At 70.0% G+C, this 21,740-nt stretch carries 17 protein-coding genes; 8 read left to right on the forward strand and 9 right to left on the reverse strand.

The window, feature by feature from the left end; translation table 11 throughout:
- Positions 1 to 82: 82 nt before the first annotated feature.
- From U4Z64_RS19420 to U4Z64_RS19430, 3 genes are read left to right on the forward strand one after another with little or no spacing between them, the layout of a single operon-like run.
- Positions 83 to 814: a YoaK family protein gene (locus U4Z64_RS19420; protein WP_124488034.1), complete on the forward strand. Its 732-nt coding sequence runs from the start codon at positions 83 to 85 to the stop codon at positions 812 to 814.
- Positions 815 to 862: 48 nt separating this feature from the next.
- Entirely contained in the window at positions 863 to 1,804 is a 942-nt protein-coding gene (locus tag U4Z64_RS19425; RefSeq protein ID WP_124667126.1) for a glyoxalase, read from the forward strand.
- A gap of 14 nt (positions 1,805 to 1,818) precedes the next feature.
- A complete protein-coding gene (locus U4Z64_RS19430) occupies positions 1,819 to 3,273 on the forward strand; it encodes an alginate export family protein (protein ID WP_260428094.1) in 1,455 nt (484 codons plus the stop codon).
- Between the two features lie 28 nt (positions 3,274 to 3,301).
- On the opposite strand, the gene U4Z64_RS19435 is transcribed toward U4Z64_RS19430, so the two are convergent.
- Positions 3,302 to 4,207 carry a LysR family transcriptional regulator gene (locus tag U4Z64_RS19435; protein WP_044847188.1) on the reverse strand — a complete coding sequence of 302 codons (906 nt, stop codon included), beginning with the start codon at positions 4,205 to 4,207 and terminating at the stop codon, positions 3,302 to 3,304.
- A gap of 104 nt (positions 4,208 to 4,311) precedes the next feature.
- On the opposite strand from U4Z64_RS19435, the gene U4Z64_RS19440 reads away from it, so the two are divergent.
- Complete coding sequence (locus tag U4Z64_RS19440; protein WP_321820695.1) at positions 4,312 to 4,962, forward strand: DsbA family oxidoreductase; 651 nt, start codon at positions 4,312 to 4,314, stop codon at positions 4,960 to 4,962.
- 178 nt (positions 4,963 to 5,140) lie between these two features.
- A complete protein-coding gene (locus U4Z64_RS19445; protein WP_321820696.1) occupies positions 5,141 to 6,307 on the forward strand; it encodes an MBL fold metallo-hydrolase in 1,167 nt (388 codons plus the stop codon).
- Between the two features lie 22 nt (positions 6,308 to 6,329).
- Here the strand turns inward: U4Z64_RS19445 and U4Z64_RS19450 are convergent, their stop codons facing one another.
- Complete coding sequence (locus U4Z64_RS19450) at positions 6,330 to 7,238, reverse strand: helix-turn-helix domain-containing protein (protein WP_124529631.1); 909 nt, start codon at positions 7,236 to 7,238, stop codon at positions 6,330 to 6,332.
- A 396-nt stretch (positions 7,239 to 7,634) separates the two neighbouring features.
- On the opposite strand from U4Z64_RS19450, the gene U4Z64_RS19455 reads away from it, so the two are divergent.
- The 3 genes from U4Z64_RS19455 to U4Z64_RS19465 all read left to right on the forward strand — a co-directional run bounded on the left by U4Z64_RS19455 (position 7,635) and on the right by U4Z64_RS19465 (position 13,359).
- The gene (locus tag U4Z64_RS19455) at positions 7,635 to 10,550 is read left to right on the forward strand and encodes an ATP-binding protein (RefSeq protein ID WP_321820716.1); all 2,916 of its coding nucleotides are present in this window, start codon (positions 7,635 to 7,637) and stop codon (positions 10,548 to 10,550) included.
- Positions 10,551 to 10,715: 165 nt separating this feature from the next.
- Positions 10,716 to 12,608: an amidohydrolase gene (locus U4Z64_RS19460; protein WP_321820717.1), complete on the forward strand. Its 1,893-nt coding sequence runs from the start codon at positions 10,716 to 10,718 to the stop codon at positions 12,606 to 12,608.
- Between the two features lie 79 nt (positions 12,609 to 12,687).
- Positions 12,688 to 13,359, forward strand: coding sequence for a phosphohydrolase (locus U4Z64_RS19465; protein ID WP_124646370.1), 672 nt, complete (start codon positions 12,688 to 12,690; stop codon positions 13,357 to 13,359).
- A gap of 185 nt (positions 13,360 to 13,544) precedes the next feature.
- On the opposite strand, the gene U4Z64_RS19470 is transcribed toward U4Z64_RS19465, so the two are convergent.
- The 7 genes from U4Z64_RS19470 to U4Z64_RS19500 form a co-directional block, all read right to left on the reverse strand.
- Positions 13,545 to 14,657, reverse strand: a complete 1,113-nt coding sequence (locus U4Z64_RS19470; protein WP_321820697.1) for an alkene reductase — start codon at positions 14,655 to 14,657, stop codon at positions 13,545 to 13,547.
- Between the two features lie 161 nt (positions 14,658 to 14,818).
- Complete coding sequence (locus U4Z64_RS19475) at positions 14,819 to 16,036, reverse strand: MFS transporter (protein WP_044847102.1); 1,218 nt, start codon at positions 16,034 to 16,036, stop codon at positions 14,819 to 14,821.
- A gap of 184 nt (positions 16,037 to 16,220) precedes the next feature.
- Positions 16,221 to 16,553, reverse strand: coding sequence for a hypothetical protein (locus tag U4Z64_RS19480; protein ID WP_321820698.1), 333 nt, complete (start codon positions 16,551 to 16,553; stop codon positions 16,221 to 16,223).
- 141 nt (positions 16,554 to 16,694) lie between these two features.
- The gene (locus tag U4Z64_RS19485) at positions 16,695 to 17,612 is read right to left on the reverse strand and encodes a LysR family transcriptional regulator (RefSeq protein WP_044847103.1); all 918 of its coding nucleotides are present in this window, start codon (positions 17,610 to 17,612) and stop codon (positions 16,695 to 16,697) included.
- 71 nt (positions 17,613 to 17,683) lie between these two features.
- Positions 17,684 to 19,945, reverse strand: a complete 2,262-nt coding sequence (locus tag U4Z64_RS19490) for a xanthine dehydrogenase family protein molybdopterin-binding subunit (RefSeq protein ID WP_321820699.1) — start codon at positions 19,943 to 19,945, stop codon at positions 17,684 to 17,686.
- A complete protein-coding gene (locus U4Z64_RS19495; protein WP_044847105.1) occupies positions 19,945 to 20,445 on the reverse strand; it encodes a (2Fe-2S)-binding protein in 501 nt (166 codons plus the stop codon). Before U4Z64_RS19495 ends, U4Z64_RS19490 begins: the two co-directional genes overlap by 1 nt.
- The gene (locus tag U4Z64_RS19500) at positions 20,442 to 21,725 is read right to left on the reverse strand and encodes a c-type cytochrome (RefSeq protein ID WP_124529621.1); all 1,284 of its coding nucleotides are present in this window, start codon (positions 21,723 to 21,725) and stop codon (positions 20,442 to 20,444) included. The genes U4Z64_RS19495 and U4Z64_RS19500 overlap by 4 nt, the downstream gene beginning before the upstream one ends.
- Positions 21,726 to 21,740: the final 15 nt, after the last annotated feature.

Here is a 21,740-nt window from a genome sequence, read left to right on the forward strand (position 1 = left end):
AGCGGAACATGTGTTATCTGAACTCGCCGGACGCAGGCAGCACGTGCGCCGGCGCAACCGTCGCCATCCAGGAACCCGGGCCATGCCGACGCAGCCGGTAACCGCGGCCGCGGCGCCCGATCACGTGCGCGGCGAGGACGTGTTTCTCGCGTCGATCGCCGGCTACGTCGACACGCTCGGCTTCGTCGCGCTGTTCGGCCTGTTCACTGCGCACGTCACCGGCAACTTCATCCTGATCGGCTCGGGGCTGGCCGGCGTCGGGCAAGGGCTCGTGATCAAGTGGCTCGCATTCCCCGCCTTCATCGCCGGCATCGTCGGCGCGCGCGTGCTCGACCACCGGATGCGTTCGCTCGGCCACGGCCCGCGCGCGCGTTCGCTGTATGCACTGCAGGCCGTGCTGCTGGCCGGGTTCATGCTGGCCGGCGTGATGGCGTCGCCGATCGCGGACGCCGACGCACCGCGCACGATCCTGTGCGGCCTGCTCGGCGCCGCGGCGATGGGCGTCCAGAACGCGCACGGCCGGCTGACGGCGCGCTCGGTCGTCGCCAATACGGTGATGACGGGCAACGTCACGCAGGCGGTGATCGATGCATTCGACTGGCTCGTGCCGCTTGCCGCGCCGGCCGAACGCGAAGCCGCGCGCGCGCGGCTGCGGCGCACGCTGCCGCCGGTCGCGGGCTTCGCGCTCGGGGCCGGCGCGGGGGCCGCAGCCTACGTGTCCGCCGCGTTCTGGGCGCTGGCGTTGCCGCTCGCGGCCTTGTGCTTCCTCGCCTACCGATCCGGCCGGCCCGACGACGGGCCGGCGTCACGCTGAATCCGCGCGCGGCGTATGGCCGCGCTTGTCATTTTCAAGGAGATTTCGATGATTGCACTGAAGTTGCGACAGGTACTGCGGATGATGGCCGCATCGACGGCCATGTTCGGCGCATTGCTGGCGAGCGCGCCGGCCCACGCGGACGAGACGCGCCTGCTCGATACCTCGTCAGGGAAGGTGCCGGCCGTCGCGGTCGGCCCGCAATACGACACGACGCACGTGTGCGTCGCGCCGGAAGACTTCGACCGCTTCACCGACAGCTTCGTCGCGACGTTCGGCGGCAAGAAGTCGCAGCAGGGCGTGTTCCAGGTCACGCCGACGCCGAGCCAGACGATGTCGCAGCTCGTGCTGACGCCGTTCGGCACGATTTCAGTGTTCGGCTTCAAGACGCCGATCCCGTATCCGTTCTGCGAGGAGCGCACCGGCTACCTCGTCACCGACATGGACGTCGCGATGAAATCGGCGCGCGCGCACGGCGCGGACGTGGTCGTCGACACGTTCCCCGATCCGATCGGCCGCGACGCGATCATCCGCTGGCCGGGCGGCGTGAACATGCAGCTGTACTGGCACACCCAGGCGCCGCACTACGACCCGCTGCAGACGGTGCCGGAAAACCGCGTGTACGTGTCGCCGGAAAGCGCGAGCAAGCTGGTGCACGACTTCGTCGCGTTCTCGCGCGGCAAGGTCGTGTCCGACGTGCGCAAGGCGCCGGGCATCGAGATCGGCCGGCCGAACGACACGTATCGCCGCATCCGCATCGAGTCGGGCTTCGGCAAGATGACCGTGCTGGCGACCGACGGCCGTCTGCCTTATCCGTTCGGGCGCGAAATGACGGGCTACGAAGTGCCGGACCTCGCCGCCACGCTGGAGAAGGCCAAGGCCGCCGGCGTGACCGTGCTGGTGCCGCCCTTCACGTCGGACGGGCGCGATGCGGCGCTCGTGCAGTTCCCGGGCGGCTACGTCGCCGAGATCCACGCGCGGTCGAAGTAATGGCGCATCGGGCGATGAGGTGGGCGTGGCGGGGCGTGCTGCCGGCCGCCGTGCTGGCGGGCGGCGTCGCGACATACGCCGGGACGGCGGCCGCCGCCGAGGACACCGTGGCGCCGGCGCCGACCTCGGCCTCGGCCGCCGGCACGACGTGCACCGCGAAGCGGCCCGCGGTGCTGTTCAACCGCTGGCAGGAAGACTGGTCGGTGCTCGCGAATCCGTGCGTGCCGCGCAAGCCGCTCGACGGGCTGAAGTACATCCCGCTCGGCGGCGACCCGTCGACCTACCTGTCGCTCGGCGCGAACCTGCGCGAGCGTTTCGAGCTGAACAACGCGCCGCTGTTCGGGCTCGGCACCGCGCACGACGACAACTACGTGATCCAGCGCGCGACGGTGCACGCGGACCTGCGCTATGCCGGGCATTTCCAGGCGTTCGTGCAGTTCGTCGATGCGCGGCCGTTCGGCAAAGACACGGTCGGTACGGTGGACAAGGATCAGCTCGACATCGAGCAGGCGTTCGTCGCGTATGTCGATCAGCTGGGCGGCGGAACGTTCAAGGCGCGTGTCGGCCGGCAGGAAATGGCGTACGACCTGCAGCGGTTCGTGTCGGTGCGGGACGGCCCGAACGTGCGTCAGGCATTCGACGCGCTGTGGGCGGATTACGAAATCGGCAACTGGCGGCTGATCGGCTACGTGACGCGTCCGGTGCAATATCGCAATGACGCGGTGTTCGACGACGTGTCGAATCGGCACCTGCGCTTCGACGGCGTGCGGATCGAGCACAACGCCGTGGGCCCAGGCGAACTGTCGGCCTACTGGTCACGCTATACGCGCGACAACGCGCGCTATCTCGCCGGCGCCGGCACCGAGCGGCGCGACGTGTTCGACATGCGCTACGCGGGCAAGTCTTCCGGGTTCGACTGGGACGCCGAAGCGATGCTGCAGACCGGCCACATCGGCCAGGACACGATCGGCGCATGGGCCTTTGGCGCGCTCGGCGGCTACACGTTCGCGAAAGCGCCGGGCACGCCGCGCATCGGCATCCAGGTCGACGGCGCGTCGGGCGACAAGCATCCCGGCGACGGGCGCATGGGCACCTTCAATCCGCTGTTCCCGAACGGCTATTACTTCACGCTCGCCGGCTACACCGGCTACAGCAACCTGATTCACGTGAAGCCGTCGCTGACGTTCAAGCCGGCCAGCAACGTGACGGTGCTGACCGCGGTCGGTTTCCAGTGGCGCCAGACGACCGCCGATGCGATCTACGGGCAGGGGATGCAGGCGGTGCCCGGCACGGCCGGCAAGGGCGGCGCGCGCACGGGCATGTATGCGCAGGCGCGCGTCGACTGGCTGGTCAATGCGAACGTGGCGCTGGCGGTCGAGGCCGTGCATTTCCAGGTCGCCGATTCGATTCGCGCGCTCGGCGCGCGCAATGCCGACTACGTCGGCATGGAGGCGAAGTTCGGCTGGTAACGCGGCAAGCCGCGCCGCGTCGCGCGGCTCACGGCTGCGCGCGTGCGAGCGCCTCGACGAAATCGATGAACGCGGTGACGCGCTTCGAGCCGCGCTGATTCGGCAGGTACAGCGCGGTCACGACCGAGCGCGCCGCATCGGGCGTGACGTCGTACGCTTCGAACAGCCTGCGCAGGCGGCCCGACTGGACATCGGCATCGACGAGCCAGTCGGGCAGCAGCGCGATGCCGGCGCCGTCGAGCACGGCCTCGCGCAACACTTCACTGTGATTCGATTTCAGGCGCCCGGCGACCAGCACCCGCGTCGTGCCGTGCGCATCGGCGAACGACCACGCCTGCTGGTCGCCGCCGAAGTGAAAGCGCACGCACGCGTGATCGACCAGTTCGCCCGGCGTTGCCGGCGTGCCGTGCGCGTCGAGATAGTCGTGGCTCGCGACGACATAGCGCTGGAACGTCGCGAGCTGCCGTGCGACGACCTCCGCGGAAGGCGCTGCTTCGCCGAGCCGGATCGCGACGTCGATCCGGCCGGCGACGAGATCGACGCGTTCGTCGGTGAGCTGCAGGTCGAGATCGAGTTTCGGATGGCGCGCGAGGAAGGCCGCGACATGCGGCGCGATGCGGCGCACGCCGTACGCGACCGGCACCGACACGCGCAGCGGCCCGGACGGCTCGTCGCCGCGATCGGAGACGAGCGCATCGGCTTCCGCGAGTTCCTCGAGCAGCCGCTTCGCGCGCGCGTAGTACATGGAGCCGGCATCGGACAGCGTGACCTGGCGCGTCGTGCGGTTCAGCAGCGCGGTGCCGAGCGATGCCTCGAGCGCATCCACCGCGCGCACGACCGACGAGGCCGCGAGGTCGAGACGGCGTCCCGCGCTCGAGAAGCCGCCGGCTTCCGCCACTTCCACGAACGCGCGCAGCGCGGAGAATTTGTCCATGTCGTCGCCTTTGTGCATGCCGCAACGATCCGTTGCGCGCCGTTCGCATTCTAGCGCCGGCCGGCAAGCGCTATCGTTGAAACTGCAATCAACAGGAGAGCGCAATGAATTCCGTCGAAGTCACGGTCACCTACGACCTCATCTGCCCGTGGTGCTGGATCGCCGAGCGCAGGCTCGCGGAGGCGATCGACGCAGCGGGACTGACCGATGACGTGAAGGTCAGGTTCGTGCCGTTCGAACTGAACCCGGCGATGCCGGCCGCAGGCATCGATCGCAAGGCATACCGCAGCGCGAAATTCGGCAGCTGGGCGCGCTCGCAGGCACTCGACGCGCAGGTGGCCGAGGCCGGCCGTGCGGCGGGCCTGGTGTTCGATCACGCGCGGATCGCGCGTACGCCGAACACCCGGCTCGCGCACCGGCTCGTCTGGTTCGCGCAGCAGCGCGGCAGTGCGGCCGCGCTCGTCGATGCATTGTTCGCCGCGTACTTCCGCGACGGCCGCGACATCGGCGATGCGGACATGCTCGTGGAGATCGCGGCCGGCGCCGGCTTGCCGGGCGACGCGGTGCGGGCGTTCCTCGCGTCCGGCGAGGGACTCGACGCGGTGATCGCGCTCGAGGCCGACGCGGTGCGCGCAGGCATCGCGTCGGTGCCGTCGACGCGCATCGGATCCACCGTCATCAGCGGCGCGCAACCGGCCGCCGTGTTTCGCGGCGCGTTGCTGGCCGCGCAGCGCGCGCATGACGCCGTAGCCTGAAGCGGTGCCCACCCTGAAGCACGGCCGGCGCCGTTCCGGCCCGGCTTCAGAACGTTTCATGTCCGGCTCAGGACAAGGGCGCGAGCGGCCGGTAGGCTCGATGTCGCGCGTACAGGCCCGGCCGACCGTCGGACCGGCAAGCGTCGCGCGACGTCGACACGCAACCGGGGGATCGGACATGAACTCACTGAAGCGGCGCATGCGCGCGCTGCGCGCGGGCGGCGTGCTGCTCGTCGCGTGGTACGTCGGCCTGCTCGCATCGACCGCATCGACCGCATCGACCGCATCGACCGCATCGACCGCATCGACCGCATCGACCGCATCGACCGCATCGGCCGCGTCGGTCGCCTCGGCGGCATCGGCGGCATCGGCGGCATCGGCGGCATCGGTCGCATCGGTCGCATCGGTCGCATCGGTCGCGTCGACCGCCTCGGTCATATCGACCGCATTCGCCGGCCAGCCGGGCGACGGCACTCAGCCGCCGGGCTTCTACCGGCAGAAGCTCGGCGACCTGACGATCGTCGCGCTGTCCGACGGCACGCATCCGTTTCCGGTCGATACGGTTTTTCGCGATGTGTCGAAGGACGAGATCCGGCGCGATCTCGACCGCGCCTTTCTCGAGCCGCCGGTGCAAGGGTCGATCAATGCGTTCCTGGTCGACACGGGATCGCGGCGGATTCTGGTCGATACGGGCGCCGGCGTGCTGTACGGCGACTGCTGCGGAAAGCTGCTCGACAACCTGCGCGCGGCAGGCTACGCGCCGGAGCAGATCGACGAGGTGCTGCTCACGCACCTGCACAAGGATCATGTCGGCGGCATCGTGACGGACGGGCGGATGACCTTTCCGAACGCGGTCGTCCGGGTGAACGAGATCGAGGCGAATTACTGGCTCGACCCGGACCACAAGGCGCAGGCGCCGGCGTTCCTGGCGTCGTTTTTCGATGCGGCGGCCGCGTCGGTCGCGCCGTATGTCGCGGCCGGCCGTTTCAGGACGTTTCGTGGCGAAGCGACGCTCGCGCCCGGCGTCCGCGCGGTGCCGATGCCCGGCCATACGCCGGGCCATACGGCCTATCTGATCGAGAGCGGCGACGCCGGGTTGCTCGCGTGGGGCGACATCGTGCACGTCGCGGCGATCCAGTTGCAGGATCCGGATGCGACCGTCCAGTACGACAGCGATGCCGATGCGGCGCGCCGCACGCGGCGCGACGTGCTCCGGCGCGTGGCCGGCCGGCGCTATCTGGTCGGCGCCGCGCACATCGCGTTTCCCGGGCTCGGGCACTTGCGCAGGGACGGGGAGCGGTACGACTGGGTGCCGGTCAACTACGACGCGACGCCGCTGCGCTGACCGGATGACGTGCGCGACGGTGTCAGCGCGTCATGCCGCGCCGCCATGCGCCGGGCGGATGGCCGACGATGCGCGCGAAGATGCGGTTCAGGTGGCTCTGGTCGGCGAAACCGCAGACGGCCGCGATTTCCGCGAGCGTCATGTCGGTCGTCTCGATCAGCTGGCGGGCCCGGATCACGCGCTGCTCGAGCAGCCACTGATGCGGCGTGCGCCCCGTCGTGCGCGAGAACGCGCGGATGAAATAGCCGCGCGACAGATCGCATTCGCTCGCGACTTCCTCGATCGATACGCCGAGGTTCGCCTTTTCCATCAGCAGTTCCTTGGCGAGCGCCGTCTTGGCCGGCGACAGCAGGCCCTTGCGCTGCAGGTCGCGCGCCTGCGCATTTCCGTAGCGGCTGGCGAGATGCGCGCCGATCGCGACCCCCATCTGCTCGACGAACAGCGTGTTCAGCGCGCCCGGCACGTCGAGGCTGTCGGCGACCGCGTGTGCGAGATGGCCGAGCACCGGGTCCTGCACGTCGGGCGCGCAGGTCAGGCCGCCGATCGCCGTGCCGTCGTGTTCGCGGCCGAGGCGGTCGAGATAGCTGTGCGACAGCTCGATCAGCACGAAATCGAACTTGCCGTACAGGTCGGCGCGGAAATTCCGGGAAAAGTCGCGAATGTAGATCGAGTCGTGCTGGAACCGCCGCTCGGATTTGCCGGCGCCGCCGTAGATCGTGCGCCGGTGGCCGTCGTTCAGCGACACGCCGATCAGGAAGCCGCGATCGCTGGCGGCCATCTCGATGCGCTCGAAGTGTTCGTCGCGCATGCATTTGCGGTGGAGCGTCAGGCCGCCGACCGACCGGTCGATATCCTTGGACAACAGGCTCGACACGCATCCGAGCGTATCTTTCGGCACCGCCGCGGGCACTGCGGCGAAAGGATCTGACATGACGGAACGTCCTTCAATGGGGTACGGCATACGAGCAGTTTTACGTGCAAGTTTATACGGCACACACATCCGGCTCAGCATAACTTGAATAAATGTCCGCTTGCTGACGAAAAAATCGCCGTCCGGCCGGGCGCCGGCGCCGACGCTCGACCTGCTGGCGGAAGCGACAGGTCGAACGATATCGCCCCATTTATATCCGCGCGGCCCGCGTATCCGCCGCGGGCCGAGGCGGCGGGCGCCAGTGCATTTTCGTTCAAGATTTTTATCGATATGGCGTTTAGACTCGGGCCACTTTTTGAGACTTTGCGCCCGCCTGCCGTGCAGCCGGGCGCGGACTCCCGCCCCGGTGAACCGCGTGTTCACATGGCGGTCATCGTGGGGAACCTGGAGGCGGCCATGATCCAGATCGGGAATTTGTCGGTGGATTTCGAGCAGCGCGACATACGCGACCACGGTGCGTCGTTGCGTATTGGCGCGCGTGCGCTCGACATACTGGAAGTACTGCATCGCGCGAACGGCTCCCTCGTATCGAAGGACGACATCATGGACGCGGTGTGGCCGGGCCTGATCGTCGAGGAGAACCGGCTGCAGGTGCACGTCGCGACGTTGCGCAAGGCGCTGGGCCCGAACCGCGACCTGATCAAGACGGTGCCGGGCCGCGGCTACCTGCTGATCGCGCATCCGCCGGTCGCGCACGCGGTGGCACCGCGCGCATCCGAGGTTGCGCCCGAGGTTGGGCCCGAGGTTGGGCCCGAGCCGGCCGCGGCACCCCATCCGGCGCCGCTCGTCGGGCGTCAGACCGAGATCGGGCAGATCGTCGACATGCTCGAGCGGGCATCGGTCGTCACGCTGGTCGGCGCGGGCGGCATCGGCAAGACGAGCCTGGCCGAGCGCGTCGCGCATGAACTGCGCGGCCGCGCCGGCGAGCGCGTGCTGTTCGTGGAACTGGCGCGCGCGGCGACGCGCGACGACGTGCTGCGCGCGATCGGCGCGGAACTCGGGCTCGACGCGGATGGCGTGCCGGCCGTCGAACGGATCGGCGAGGCCTTCGCCGCGTCGCGCGGCCTGCTCGTGCTCGACAACGCGGAGCACGTCGTCGACCTGGCGGCCGACCTCGTCGAAACGCTGACGTCGCACGCCGCGCCGCTGCGCGTGCTCGTGACGAGCCGCGAGCCGCTGCATATCTCGGTCGAGGCCGTGTTTCGCGTGAGTCCGCTGGCGGTGCCGGACGCCGATGCGGGCGTCGACGAGATCGCGCGCCATTCGGCCGTCGAGCTGTTCCTCGCGCGGATTCGCGCGGCCACGCCCGATTGCGCGGTCGATGCGGCCGGCATGCGGCTGATCGGCGACATCTGCCGGCGCCTCGACGGGCTGCCGCTCGCGATCGAGCTGGCCGCCGCGCGGGTCGCGACGCTCGGGCTCGAGGTCGTCGCGGCGCGTCTCGACGACCGGCTGAACCTGCTGACGGGCGGGCTGCGCTCGGCGTTGCCGCGCCACCAGACGCTGCGCGCCACGTTCGACTGGAGCTACGTGCTGCTGGATGCGGCCGCGCGGTCGCTGTTTCGCCGGATGGCCTGCTTCGTCGGCCCGTTTACGTTCGATGCCGCGCGTGATGTCGCGATGGACCCGGGCATGCCGTCCGCCGAAATGATCGCGCTGCTCGGCGAGCTGGTCGCGAAGTCGCTGGTGACCGTCGAGTTCAACGGCGCGCAGGCGCGCTACCGGCTGACCGAATCGACCCGCGCGTACGCGCTCGAAAAACTGCACAACGAAGGCGAGTTCGACACGGTCGCCGCACGTCATGCGCGCTACGAACGCGAGCAGGCGGATGCCGCGATGGCGGCCCAGGCCCAGGCCGCGCATGCGGCCAGCCTGGGTGCCGGCGCGGGCATCGCGCCGCTGCGCGAACTCGCGGTGGCCGGGCCGCCGGCCGCGGAAATCGACGCGCTGGCGCATGCGTTGCTCGAACCGGCGCGCATGCGCGAAAGTTCGATCCCGGCGAGGCGCGCGCTCGACACGCTCGATGCCGGCGCCCACGGCGCCGTCGACGCGGCACGCGAGATGCGCCTGCGCGCGGCCTACGCGGCAGCGCTGCTGCATACCGACGGCGATACGCACACGGCCGCCGCGACGTGGGACAGGACGCTCGGTCTCGCCGGCCGGATCGGCGACGAGGCGTTCGACGCGCGCGCGCTGGTCGGGCTGTGGAACACGATGCTGACGCGCTCCGACATTCATGAATCGCTGCGCTACGCGACGCGCTTCGAGCGGGCCGCGGAGCGGCGCGGCGACCGGCCGCAGCGGCTGCTGGCGGACGCGATGGTCGCGACCTCACTGCATTACTTCGGCGAGCATGCGCAGGCGCGCGAGCGGCTGGAGGCGGCGACGGCCGAGCTGGCCGTCGCCGGCGAGCCGCCCTGTGCTCAGGCGGCGCTGGGCATCGACGTCGCGACGCTCGGCCGGACGATGCTGACGCGGCTCGTCTGGCTGCAGGGCGATGCGGAATATGCGATGCGGCTGGCCGCGCAGGCGGTCGAATGCGCGCGCCGCAGCGGCTCGGCGCCGGCATTGTGCGTCGTGCTCGGCGCCGCGGCCGTGCCGATGGCGTTGTCCTACGGCGATCATGACGCGATTTCCGATTATCTGGAGACGCTGCGCTCGACCGCCGATGCGCACGGCTTCGACATCTGGCGCAGCCATGCCGAATGTCTCGCCGGGCAGTTCGACATGCAGGCCGGCCATCCCGGCGCCGGGCTCGCGCGGCTCGAGCCCGCGCTACGGCGCATCGAAGCGAGCGGCTTCCGGCGCCTGCTCGCGCCGCTGGTCGTCGCCTACGCGGAAGGGTTGACGCGCACGGGCCGCGCGGCCGACGCGTGCACGAAGCTCGACGCGACGCTCGCGCGCTGCCGCGCGCACGGCGAGCATCTGTTCGTGCCGGAACTGCTGCGCGCGAGGGGGCTGGCGACGCTCGAACAGGCCCGCACCGCCGACCCGGATCTCGCGATCGCGTGCGAAGCCGACGGGCACCGTCACCTGCTGATGGCGATTCATGCGGCGAACGGCCAGGGTGCCGCGATGTGGGCGCTGCGCGCGACGCTGGACCTGGCCGATCACCTGATCGAGCGCGGGCGCACCGCGCAGGCGTCGTCGCTGGTGGCCGACCTGTCGGGGCATGTCGACCCGCAATCGCGGGCGTTCGACGTGCGCCGCCTGGCGCGCCTGCAGAACTTCGTTCGCCCGGAGACGGCTGCGCCGACGGGCCTGACGCGCAGGCGACGCGAGGCGGCGGATGCGATGCAGTCGGCGGCGTAACGGCGTGCCGGGCCCGCGCCGGGCGCCGTCGCGTCCGCGCGCCGCGGCGCGGCGGCCTGATCGTGCAATGTTCAAGGGGGAAGGGATGGTCGGTGTATCGTCAAACCGGGTGCATGCCGCGTGCGGCCGCATGCCGGCGTTCGGCGCGAGCAGGGGGGGCTGACGGTGCTCGACACGACGGCATTCGCCGAAGCGGCGGACCTCATCGTCTACAACGGCAAGATCGCGACGCAGGATGCGCGGCAGTCGTTCGTGACCGCGCTCGCGGTGAAGGACGGCCGGATCCTCGCGAGCGGCAGCGGCCGCGACGTGCTGCGCCATGCGCGCGACGGCACGCCGCGCATCGACCTGAACGGCCGCACCGTGATCCCGGGGCTGAACGATTCGCACCTGCACATGATCCGCGGCGGCCTGAACTTCAATCTGGAGCTGCGCTGGGACGGCGTGCCGACGCTGGCCGACGCGCTCGGCATGCTGCGCCGCCAGGTGCTGCGCACGCCCGCGCCGCACTGGGTGCGCGTGGTCGGCGGCTGGACCGAATTCCAGTTCGCGGAAAAGCGCGGGCCGACGGTGGCCGAGCTCAACGCGATCGCGCCCGACACGCCGGTCTTCATCCTGCACCTGGGCGACAGCGCGCTGCTGAACGCGGCCGCGCTGCGCGCGATCGGCTACGGCCGCGACACGTCCGATCCGCCCGGCGGCGAGATCCAGCGCGATCGCCTCGGCCGGCCGACCGGCATGCTGATCGCGCGCCCCGACATGGGCATCCTGCATGCGGTGCTCGAGCGCGCGCCGAAGCTCGGCCACGACGACCAGATCAATTCGACGCGGCATTTCATGCGCGAACTGAACCGTTTCGGCGTGACGAGCACGATCGACGCGGGTGGCGATTTCCAGGCCTATCCGGACGACTACGCGGCGGTCATGGCGCTCGCGAAGCGCGGCGAACTGACGGTGCGCATCGCGTACAGCCTGTTCGTGCAACAGGCGGGGCGCGAGCTCGACGACTACGCGCGGTGGGTGACGCTGGCCAAGCCCGGCGACGGCGACGCGTTCCTGCGGATGAACGGCGCCGGCGAACTGCTGGTGTATTCCGCGGCCGATTTCGGCAATTTTCTCGAACCACGCCCCGACCTGCCCGACGCGCTCGAGGCGGAACTGGCCGCCGTGGTCCGGCTGCTGGTGCGGCACCGCTGGCCGTTCCGGCTGCACGCGACCTACGACGAATCGATCGGCCGCTTCCTGAACGTGCTGGAAGCCGTGAACCGCGAGCTGCCGTTCGACGGGCTGCGCTGGTTCTTCGATCATTGCGAGACGATCTCGGATGCGAACATCGCGCGCATCGCCGCGCTCGGCGGCGGCGTGACGGTCCAGCACCGGATGGCGTTCCAGGGCGAGTACTTCATCGCGCGCTACGGCGCGGAAGCGGCCGCGCGCACGCCGCCGATCCGCGCGATGCTGGCGGCCGGGCTGCCGGTCGGCGCGGGTACCGATGCGACGCGCATCGCGAGCTACAACCCGTTCCTGTCGCTGTACTGGATGGTGTCCGGGCGCACCGTCGGCGGCACGGCGCTTTATCCCGAATGGAACCGGCTCGGCCGGATGGAAGCGCTGCGCCGCTATACGGTCGGCAGCGCGTGGTTTTCGAACGAAGACGATCGCAAGGGCGCGCTGGTGCCCGGCCAGTACGCGGATTTCGCCGTGCTGACGGACGACTACTTCACGATCGACGAGGCGCAGATCAAGACGCTCTACTCGGTGCTGACCGTCGTCGGCGGCAAGGTCGTGCATGCGGCCGACGAGTTCGCGCCGCTGGCGCCGCCGCCGTTGCCGGTCAGCCCCGCGTGGTCGCCGGTGGTCGAATTCGGCGGTTTCGGCCGGCGTCGTCCCGCGGCGGCGTCGCTGCGCGCGGCGGGCGGCGGCAGCGCGGATGCCGCCCGCGCGGACGCCGGTGCCGTGCGCGGCCCCGCGGTGCGTTTCGCGCGGCGCCTGCAGGTGGCTGCGCGGGAAGTCGTCGAGCAGTGCGAAGCATTCGGTTATCCCGGCGTCGCCTCGTAGGCGGCAGGTCGGCGGGCCGGCGCGTGCGGCCCGATGAACAGACAATTTTCCGCCCCGGCGCGGGGCAGAAGGAGACGAGATGAGTGGAGCGCCGACGTGCGCACCCGCCGATGACGAAGTCGCCGGCGTTCGCATTCCGCGGACGCCGATGGCGATCGAAGCGGCCGAAGCGGCGTGTGCATCGTTGCCGCCGGTGCTGACCGGTCACGCATGCCGGGTGTTCGTCCTGGCGTCGCTTGCCGCGCGCCGTGCCGGCGAGACGCTCGATGCCGATGCGCTGTACGTGGCCGCGATGTACGCGAACATGGGACTGAGCCCCGCCTATTGCCGCTCGAGCGCGCGCTACGAGGTCGACAGCGCCGATGCCGCGCACGCGTTCCTGCTGCGGCATCACACGTCGCAGCGCCAGCGCGACGACGTGTGGCGCGCGATCGCGCTGCATACGACACCCGGTGTGGCCGCGCGCGTCTCGCCGCTGGCGTGCGCGCTGGCCGAGGCTGTGGCGGCGGACCTGATGGCGAGCGGCTTCGACGCGTATTCGGTGGACGAGCGTCGGGCGCTGCTCGCCGCGTATCCGCGCGAAGAAGGGTTCGGCGACGCGTTCCTCGATGCGGTCGCACGTGGCGTCGCGCACCGGCCGGCGTCGACGTTCGGCACGTGGAGTGCCGATGTGCTCGAGCGTGCCGACCCGGATTTTCAGCGGCCGAATTTCTGCGGGCGCGTGCTGGGCGCGCGCTGGAAGGACGTTTGACGGCTTCGTTCCGGAGCCGGCGGCGCGAGCTTGCCGCGGCGGCAGCTTGGCCGCTGTTGCGGTGCATGGGCGTTCAGGTGCTCAGGCGCTCAGACGTCCAAGCGTCCAAGCGCCCAAGCGTCCAAGCGTCCAAGCGCCCAAACGCCCAAACGCCCAAACGCCCAAACGTTCAAACGTTCAAACGTTCAAACGTTCGCGCCCGCCGCGTCATGACGCGCATAGTCGACGTATCCCGCGCGGTCGCCGCCATACCAGCCGACCGGCTTCGGCGCGGCGAGCGGCGCCTTCGCCGTGATGCGCTCGACGAGGTCGGGGTTCGCGATGTAGGCGCGCGCGAACGCGACGAGATCGGCATCACCCGCATCGATCAGCGCATTCGCGGCCTCCGGCGCGATGCCGCCGTTGACGATCAGCGTGCCGCGATACGCGTTGCGCGTGTTGGCGACGATCCGCGGCAGGTCCGGCTCGCCGCTCCAGCCGTTGGTGTCCGCCGCGTGCAGATACGCGACTCCGGCTTCGTCGAGCATGCGGCCGACGTACGCATACGTCGCATCCGGATCCGCGTCGCGCACGTTGTTGTACTTCGCGTACGGCGAGATGCGCACGCCCACCCGGTCGAGCGGCAGCACGCCGCCCACCGCGTCGACGATTTCCTCGAGGAAGCGCGCGCGGTTCGGGAGCGAGCCGCCGTAGCGGTCGTCGCGGCGGTTCAGCGTCGACGACAGGAACTGGTGCGGCAGGTAGCCGTTGGCCGCGTGAATCTCGACGCCGTCGAAGCCGGCCGCCTTCGCGCGCAGCGCCGCCTGGCGGAATTCCTCGACCGTCGCGGCGACCTCGTCGGTCGTCATCGCGCGCGACGGCGTCGCATGAATCTTCGTGTAGTAGCCGTTCTGCAACTGCGCCCACACCTGCAGCTGTTCGAGATCGTCGTTGACGCCGGACGGCGACAGCGGCGCTTCGCCGCCGAGCAGCGTCAGCGAGCTGACCCGGCCGCCGTGCCAGAGCTGCGCGAAGATGCGCCCGCCGTTCGCATGAACTGCGTCGGTGACCTGTTTCCAGCCGGCCGCCTGCTCGTCGGTGACGAGCCCGGGCGTCAGTTCGAACGCCGCGGAGGCCGGGCTGACGTTGGTCGCTTCGGTGACGATCAGGCCGGCGGATGCGCGCTGGGCGTAGTACTCGGCCATGAGCGCGGTCGGCTGGCCGCGCGAAGGCGCGCGAGAACGCGTCATCGGCCCCATCACGATACGGTTGGGAAGCGGCAGGCCGCGCAGATCGTAGTGGCTGAGCAGGGAAGACATGAAGGATTCCTCTTCAGTGGAGCAGGGCGCCGCCGCATGTCGTCCGGTTGCGGCCGGTGCGGCGGCTGGCGCTGCGGAAAATCGGAGATGACGTGCCGGCAGCATTCCGGTGCGCGAAGCGCCCGCTCGGGATTCGCGCGTGAACCGGTGCCGGCGCCGGTTCAAGCCTGGGCGTGGCGTTGCGCGTGCGGCCGCCCGATCACGAGGTAGTGGGCGAGCGCGACGATCGGGAACGCGCCGGCGACGGCCGCGACGAGCGGCCAGCCGCCATGCTCGTACAGCGGGCTCGCGAGCGCGGAGCCGACGGCCCCGCCGACGAAGATGCTGGTCATGTACAGCGCGTTCAGGCGGTTGCGGCTCGCCGCATGCAGCGCGTAGATCTCGCGCTGGCCGAGCACCATGTTCATCTGCACCGCGAAGTCGAGCACGATGCCGGTGACGACGAGGCCGTACAGCCCGGCGCCGTGGACCAGCGCGACTGCGTACGACAGCGCACCCGCGACCAGCGCGATCAGCGTCGCCCGCACCGTGTGCCCGGCATCCGCGAGGCGGCCGGCGACGGGCGCCGACGTCGCGCCGATCGCACCGACCAGCGCGAACAGGCCGATGGCCGATTGCGACAGGCCGTAGTGACGCGTGAGCTCGACCGGCACGGCGGTCCAGAACAGGCTGAACGACGCGAACATCAGGCCCTGGTAGAACGCGCGATGGCGCAGCACCGGCATCGTGCGGACCAGATGCAGCAGCGAGCCGATCAGTTCGAAATAGGTCGCGCGGTGATCGGGCTGGCGCGACGGGATCGTCAGCGCGAGCACGGCCGTCACGAGCGTCATCAGCACGGCGGCGGCCGCGAACACGAAGCGCCAGCCGAACGCGTCGGCCACCACGCTCGACAGCGGGCGCGCGAGCAGGATGCCGAGCAGCAGCCCGCTCATGATCGTGCCGACCACGCGGCCGCGCGAATGATCGGGCGCGAGGTGCGCGGCGAGCGGCACCAGGATCTGCACGGCGACCGAGCTGAAGCCGATCAGCAGCGAGATCGCGAGGAACGGCCCGGGCGTATGCACCATCGCCGCCGCCGCGAGGCTCGCGATCGACACGACGGCGGTCGTGATCATCAGCTTGCGGTTCTCGAGCAGGTCGCCGAGCGGCACGATGAAGAACAGGCCGAGCGCGTAGCCGATCTGCGTCAGCGACACGATGAGGCTCGCGGTTTCGCCCGACATGTGCAGGCTGGGTGCGATGAGTTCGGTGATCGGCTGCGCGTAGTACAGGTTCGCGACGATCGCGCCGCAACTGAACGCGAACAGCAGGATGAGGCCCTGCGTGAGCTTGGCCGCGTGCCCCTGGGGCGCGAGCGGGGTGGATTCTGCTGACATGGTCGACTCCTTCGAAAGAGATGTCGGGTGCCCGGTCGTCGGGCGGATGATGCGGTGTGGGTCGCGGCGAAACGGAAGCCGCCGCATTGCCGTCAAGATTATTGATCGATCGATAACAAGGGAATACGGCCGCCGCGCAATCGAGCATTGCGCGGCGCGCAAAGGGGGCGGATCGCGGGCGGCGTCATGCGCGTCCGCCGCGGCAGGGATCGGCCGCGAACCGCATGCCGGTGACGGCGAGCCCGGCCGCGGCGGGCGCGCAGGTGGACGCCGGTGGCGGCGAGCCTGGCCGACGCGAGCGCGCAGGCGGACGCCCGGGGGCGGCCAGATGGCCGCGCAACGGTTCGCCGTGCGTGTCGGGAAAGGTGGCCAGGCGGCGCAGTACCGCGACCCCGCCGCCCTGAGCGGGCGACGGCCGGTCGCGACGTTCGTGGACGGCGGCCTCGCGGCCGATGCAATTCAGCGTGACGGCGGCAGCCAGGCCCGCGATGGAGCCGCCGGCGATCGCGATCTTCATGATGGCCTCTCGTCGCGGGCCTCCGGCGCGGATATCGCGGATCGCGAAGCCCATGAAACCAGTCTGGATCGCGCGGGCTGAATTGTCCTAAAACGCAGCCTTAAATCACTTGATTCATGCGCTGCGCGATGCGGGCGGCCTTCAGCCGCGCTGGCCCTGCAGCGTCGGGATCTGCGCGAACAGGCCGGCGAGCCAGTCGACGAAGACCTTGAGCTTGACGGGCGTGTGGCGGTTGGGCGGATACAGGATCGAGATCGGCCGCGGCGGCGTGTTGAAATCGGTCAGCACCTCGCGCAGGCGTCCCGATTTCAGGTACGGCTCGACCAGGTACAGCGAGGTCTTGATCAGGCCGATTCCCGCGACGCCGCATGCGATGTAGGTGTCGGCGTCGTTGACCGCGACCGTGCCGCACATCTGGATGATGCGCGTCTCGCCGTCGACGACGTAGTCCCACGGCCGCGGCCGGCCCGTATCGGCCGACATGTGGCTGACCGCGATGTGCTGCGCGAGGTCGTCCACCGTATCGGGTGCGCCGCAGCGCTCGAGATACGCGGGGGCCGCGCAGGTGCAGGTGGTGAGGCTGCCGATCCGTTTCGCGACCAGCCCCGAGTCGTCGAGCGCGCCGATGCGCACGACGCAATCGACCCCTTCGCCGACGAGGTCGATCTGCCGGTCCGTCACGCCGAGTTCGACCGAGATGCCCGGATGGGCGGCGAGGAATTCGGGCAGCGCGGGCACCATGATCTGTTTCGCCATCGCCGGCGGCAGGTTCACCTTCAGGCGGCCGCGCGGCACGTTGCGCGCCTGCGAGACGGCCGCTTCCATGTCGTCGATCTCGCGCAGCACGCCGACGCAGCGTTCGTAATAGGCCTGCCCGTCCTCGGTCAGCGAGATGCGTCGCGTCGTGCGGTTCAGCAGCCGGCAGCCGAGATGCTGTTCGAGCGTGCTCAGCAGCGCGGACACGCGCGGCGTCGTGAGCCCGGTGGTGTCCGACGCGCGCGTGAAGCTGCCCGTCTCGACGATGCGCGTGAACACGCGCATCGAAAGCAAGGTATCCATCGTTCAGAAATCTCCAGCCTGTCGGGTTGCCGGCGCCGGTCCGTGCCGGCGCGGTCGGTTGTGAGGTGCGGCTATGCGTCGATCCGTTTCCTGAGCGAATCGCCGGCGAACGGCATTTCGCGCATGCGCTGGCCGGTCGCGTCGAAGATCGCGTTGGCCAGCGCGCCCGCGGTCGGCCCCATCGACGCCTCGGCCGCGCCGAGGAACGGCGCACCGGGGCGATTGATCAGATGCACCTTGATGCTTTGCGGGGCCGAGCCGAACCGCAGGATCGGATAGCTGCTCCAGTCGAAACTGCGAATGCGCTGCGTATCGTATTTCAGCGCCTCGTACAGTGTCCAGCTGGCGGCCTGCACGATGCCGCCCTCGATCTGGTTGCGGATGCCGTCCGGCGACACGACCTGGCCGGCGTCGACCGCGACTTCCGCGCGATCGAGCGTCACGTGGCCCGTCTCCGGCTCGACCGTGATCTCGACCGCGATCGCGACGTAGGCCATCAGGTTCTTGTACTTGCCGAACGCGAAGCCGACGCCGCGATTGCGCGCGCGCGGCGGCCGCGGCCAGCCGAACCGGGCCGCGGCGAGCTGGATCACCTGCCGCGCGCGCGGGTCCTGCATGTGGCGCAGGCGGAATTCGACCGGATCGACGCCGGCCGCGTGCGCGAGCTCGTCCATGAAGCTCTCGATGGCCCACACGTTGGTGTGCGCGCCGAGCGAGCGCATCGCGGAAGTCTGCAGCGGCATCGTCGGCGAGAAGTTGTTGACGATGTGCATGTTGGGCAGCGCGTAGAGCGGGATCGCGTTGCGATCGCCGCCGCCCTCGGGCTGCAGCATCGGCGTCGACGGCGCGGACACGAACGGCGGCTCGAGCATCCGCGCGGGCAGCAGCCGGCCGGCGTTGACGATGCGCTCGTTGTGCGAACTGCTCCATAGCGCATAGTTCCAGTCGACGATGCGACCGCCCGCGTCGAGCGACGCGCTGAGCTCGGTGACCATCGCCGGCGTGAAGTGGTCCCACGTATGTTCCTGCTCGCGCATCCACTGCACGCGGATCGGCTTGCCGGGCATCGCCGCCGCGATCAGCGCCGCATGCGCAGCCGCATCGTCCGCGCCGTTGTGCCCGTAGCAGCCGGAACCCTCGGTGTGAATGCAGCGCACGCTCGCCTTCGGCAGCGACAGCATCTCGGCAAGGGCGTCGCGCAGCGGGTACACGCCCTGCGAGTGGGTCCACACCGTCAGCGTGCCGTTCTCGAGATGCGCGACCGAACACGACGGCCCGATCGAGCCGTGCAGCAGGTAGTTCTTCAGGAACGTGGCGGACAGCGTCTTCGTCGCAGGCGCGGTGGGCGCATGCGTGTTGGCGATTTCGATGCGCTGGGTCGCGATCCGCTTGAGCTCCGCGTGGACCGTCGCGCGATCGGGCAGCGCGCGGCCGCCGGACCAGCGGCAGCTTGCGGCCAGCGCGCGCTGCGCGACGACCGCCTGCCATTCGCCGTGCGCGACGACCGCGAGCATGCTGCCGTTGCGCACGATCCGCACGACGCCTGGCATCTTCAGGATCGCGGCTTCGTCGAACGACTGCAGTGCCGCGTCGTATACCGGCGGCATCACGACGCGCGCGTGCAGCATGCCCGGCAGTTCCATGTCCTGCACGTAGCTGACGCCGCCCGTGACCTTGTTCGGGATGTCGACGCGCGGCAGCGACGTGCCGATCACGGTGAACGTGGCCGGGGGCTTCAGCGGCGAGGTCGGCGTCGCGTTGCGGTGCAGGTCGACGATGCGCACCGCGTCGCCGTAGCGCATCGTGCGGCCGTCCGGCGCCTTGATGACGGCATCGGCGACGGTGAGCGTGCGCGGATCGACGCCGAACTGCTTCGCCGCGCCGTCGACCAGCAGCCCGCGCACCTGCGCGGCGGCGTTCAGCAGCGCGGAGCCGCTGTCCGCCATCGTGTGGCTGCCGGCCGTCAGACCCTCGTCCGGCGACGCGCCGGTGTCGGCGGTCAGGAACGTGATCAGCGAGGGCTTCATGTTCAGTTCCTCGGCGGCTACCTGCAGCAACGCGGTGCGCACGCCGGTGCCGAGCTCGACCTTGCCGGTAAACACGGTGACCTTGCCGTCGGGCGCGATCTTGATCCACGCGTCGAGCAGCGGGTTGGTCTTGAGGCTGCCGGCCAGCGTTTCGGTGGCCTTGGCGACGTGGACGGCGGCGCCTTCGTCCGCGATCACGACTTCGGCGGCCGCGCGCGCGGCCGGCGCGAGGCTGAACGCGACGAAGAGCGCGCCGGAGACCATGAAGTGCCGGCGGCCTTCGTCGATGTCGTCGGGTGCGTTCATCAGATTCCCTTGCTGATCATGACCGGCGCGGCGGACGGTTCCGGCTCCGGCAGGCCCGCGACCTGGCGCACGGCGGCCAGGATCCGCATGTGGGTGCCGCAACGGCACAGGTTCGGTTCCATGTGGGTGCGCAGCTCGCGTTCGGTCGGTTTCGGGTTGCGTTCGAGCAGCGCCTGCGCGCGCATGATCATGCCCGCGATGCAGTAGCCGCACTGCGCCGCCTGGTGGTCGATGAACGCCTGTTGAAGCTTGCCCGGATGGTCGGCCGTGCCGAGGCTTTCGACGGTTCTGACGCGGCGCTCGCCGAGCGCGGCGACCGGAATCAGGCACGAGAACATCGGCTTGTCGTCGACGATCACGGTACATGCGCCGCATTGCCCGAGGCCGCAGCCGAATTTCGCGCCGTGCAGGTGCAGGTCGTTGCGCAGCGCGTACAGCAGCGGCGTCGACGGATCGATGTCGAGCGTGTGCCGCACGCCGTTCACGGTGAGGGCGATCATGGTGCGCGGTCCTCCTTTCTGAGCTTCGCGGCTAGGGTGTCGATGCCGCTCCATGCGGGGCGATCGGAATACGTCTCGCGCAGGTAGGCGGCGAGATCCGCGATCTGCGCGTCGTCGTACTGGTCGAGGTAGGACGGCATGTAGTTCAGCGTGTCCTCGCCATGCCAGCCGATGCCGTTGAACATCATCTGGATCGCGTTGCGCGGCGTGTCGGCATGGATGGCCGTGCTGAACGCGAGCGTCGGCCGCTCCCCGATCGACTGCATCGGCGAGACCGGCCCGTGACACTGCGCGCACGACGCCTGGAACAGTACGGCGCCGCGCTGCGCGGCCGGCGTCGTCGGGCCGTGTTCCGTGGCGGCCGTCGTTGCGGGACGCGCGGCGGCAGGCTTCTGGATGGACAGGATGTACGCGGCGATCGCCTCGACGTCTTCCGCCGGCACCGTCGCGAGATCGCGCGTGACCGGCAGCATCGGTCCGGCAGCCGCGCCGTGCTCGCTCGCGCGGCCGGTGCGCAAGTACGTGACCAGTTGCGCTTGCGTCCACGGCCGGGCCGCGTTGCCGAGCGTGTTGAGCGGCGGCGCGTCCCAGCCGTCGACGATGCCGCCGTCGAACGCCTTGCCGGCCTGTTCGCCGCCGATCGCGTTCAGCGGCGAATGGCAGGACGCGCAGTGCCCGAGGCCGTCGACGAGCATCTTGCCGCGATTCCATTGCGCGGATTGCGACGGATCGGGCTGGTACGCGCCCTCGCGCAGGAACAGCACGTTCCAGAACGCGACCAGCGGCCGGAAGTTGAGCGGGAAGATCAGGTCGTTCGCCGGCGTCTTCGTCTGCACCGGTTCGCGCGTCATCAGGTACGCGTATGCGGCCTCGATGTCCTGGTCGGACATCCGCGTGAAATGGATGTACGGAAACGCCGGGTAGAGCGGATGGCCGTCGCGGGCGATGCCGCTGCGCAGCGCCCGCGCGAACGCGGCCTGCGACCAGCGGCCGATGCCCGTGTCGGCATCCGGCGTGATGTTGGTCGCGTAGATCGTGCCGAACGGCGTCGCGAGCGGCAGGCCGCCGGCGAACGGCTTGCCGTCCTTCGCGGTGTGGCACACGACGCAGTCGCCGAGCGCGACGACGCGTGCGCCGGCACGAACGAGCTGCGGATCGAAAGACGTGCGCGCGGGCGGATCGACCGGCGCGATCGACGGCCGGACCATGATGCCGATGGCGACCGCGAGACCGACGACCGCGACAACCGCCGCGCCGAACCAGAGTCGTTTGTGCTTCATGCGTACTCCGCGCGA

Origin of the sequence: Burkholderia sp. BCC1996 (genome assembly GCF_905339955.1) — a bacterium.
Classification (GTDB): Bacteria; Pseudomonadota; Gammaproteobacteria; order Burkholderiales; family Burkholderiaceae; genus Burkholderia.

Bases quoted from the DNA above. Each gene is read 5' to 3' on its own strand.
- U4Z64_RS19420 (WP_124488034.1), top strand. From the start codon at position 83: ATGCCGACGCAGCCGGTAACCGCGGCCGCGGCGCCCGATCACGTGCGC.
- U4Z64_RS19425 (WP_124667126.1), top strand. From the start codon at position 863: ATGATTGCACTGAAGTTGCGACAGGTACTGCGGATGATGGCCGCATCG.
- U4Z64_RS19430 (WP_260428094.1), top strand. From the start codon at position 1,819: ATGAGGTGGGCGTGGCGGGGCGTGCTGCCGGCCGCCGTGCTGGCGGGC.
- U4Z64_RS19435 (WP_044847188.1), bottom strand. From the start codon at position 4,207: ATGGACAAATTCTCCGCGCTGCGCGCGTTCGTGGAAGTGGCGGAAGCC.
- U4Z64_RS19440 (WP_321820695.1), top strand. From the start codon at position 4,312: ATGAATTCCGTCGAAGTCACGGTCACCTACGACCTCATCTGCCCGTGG.
- U4Z64_RS19445 (WP_321820696.1), top strand. From the start codon at position 5,141: ATGAACTCACTGAAGCGGCGCATGCGCGCGCTGCGCGCGGGCGGCGTG.
- U4Z64_RS19450 (WP_124529631.1), bottom strand. From the start codon at position 7,238: ATGTCAGATCCTTTCGCCGCAGTGCCCGCGGCGGTGCCGAAAGATACG.
- U4Z64_RS19455 (WP_321820716.1), top strand. From the start codon at position 7,635: ATGATCCAGATCGGGAATTTGTCGGTGGATTTCGAGCAGCGCGACATA.
- U4Z64_RS19465 (WP_124646370.1), top strand. From the start codon at position 12,688: ATGAGTGGAGCGCCGACGTGCGCACCCGCCGATGACGAAGTCGCCGGC.
- U4Z64_RS19470 (WP_321820697.1), bottom strand. From the start codon at position 14,657: ATGTCTTCCCTGCTCAGCCACTACGATCTGCGCGGCCTGCCGCTTCCC.
- U4Z64_RS19475 (WP_044847102.1), bottom strand. From the start codon at position 16,036: ATGTCAGCAGAATCCACCCCGCTCGCGCCCCAGGGGCACGCGGCCAAG.
- U4Z64_RS19480 (WP_321820698.1), bottom strand. From the start codon at position 16,553: ATGAAGATCGCGATCGCCGGCGGCTCCATCGCGGGCCTGGCTGCCGCC.
- U4Z64_RS19485 (WP_044847103.1), bottom strand. From the start codon at position 17,612: ATGGATACCTTGCTTTCGATGCGCGTGTTCACGCGCATCGTCGAGACG.
- U4Z64_RS19490 (WP_321820699.1), bottom strand. From the start codon at position 19,945: ATGAACGCACCCGACGACATCGACGAAGGCCGCCGGCACTTCATGGTC.
- U4Z64_RS19495 (WP_044847105.1), bottom strand. From the start codon at position 20,445: ATGATCGCCCTCACCGTGAACGGCGTGCGGCACACGCTCGACATCGAT.
- U4Z64_RS19500 (WP_124529621.1), bottom strand. From the start codon at position 21,725: ATGAAGCACAAACGACTCTGGTTCGGCGCGGCGGTTGTCGCGGTCGTC.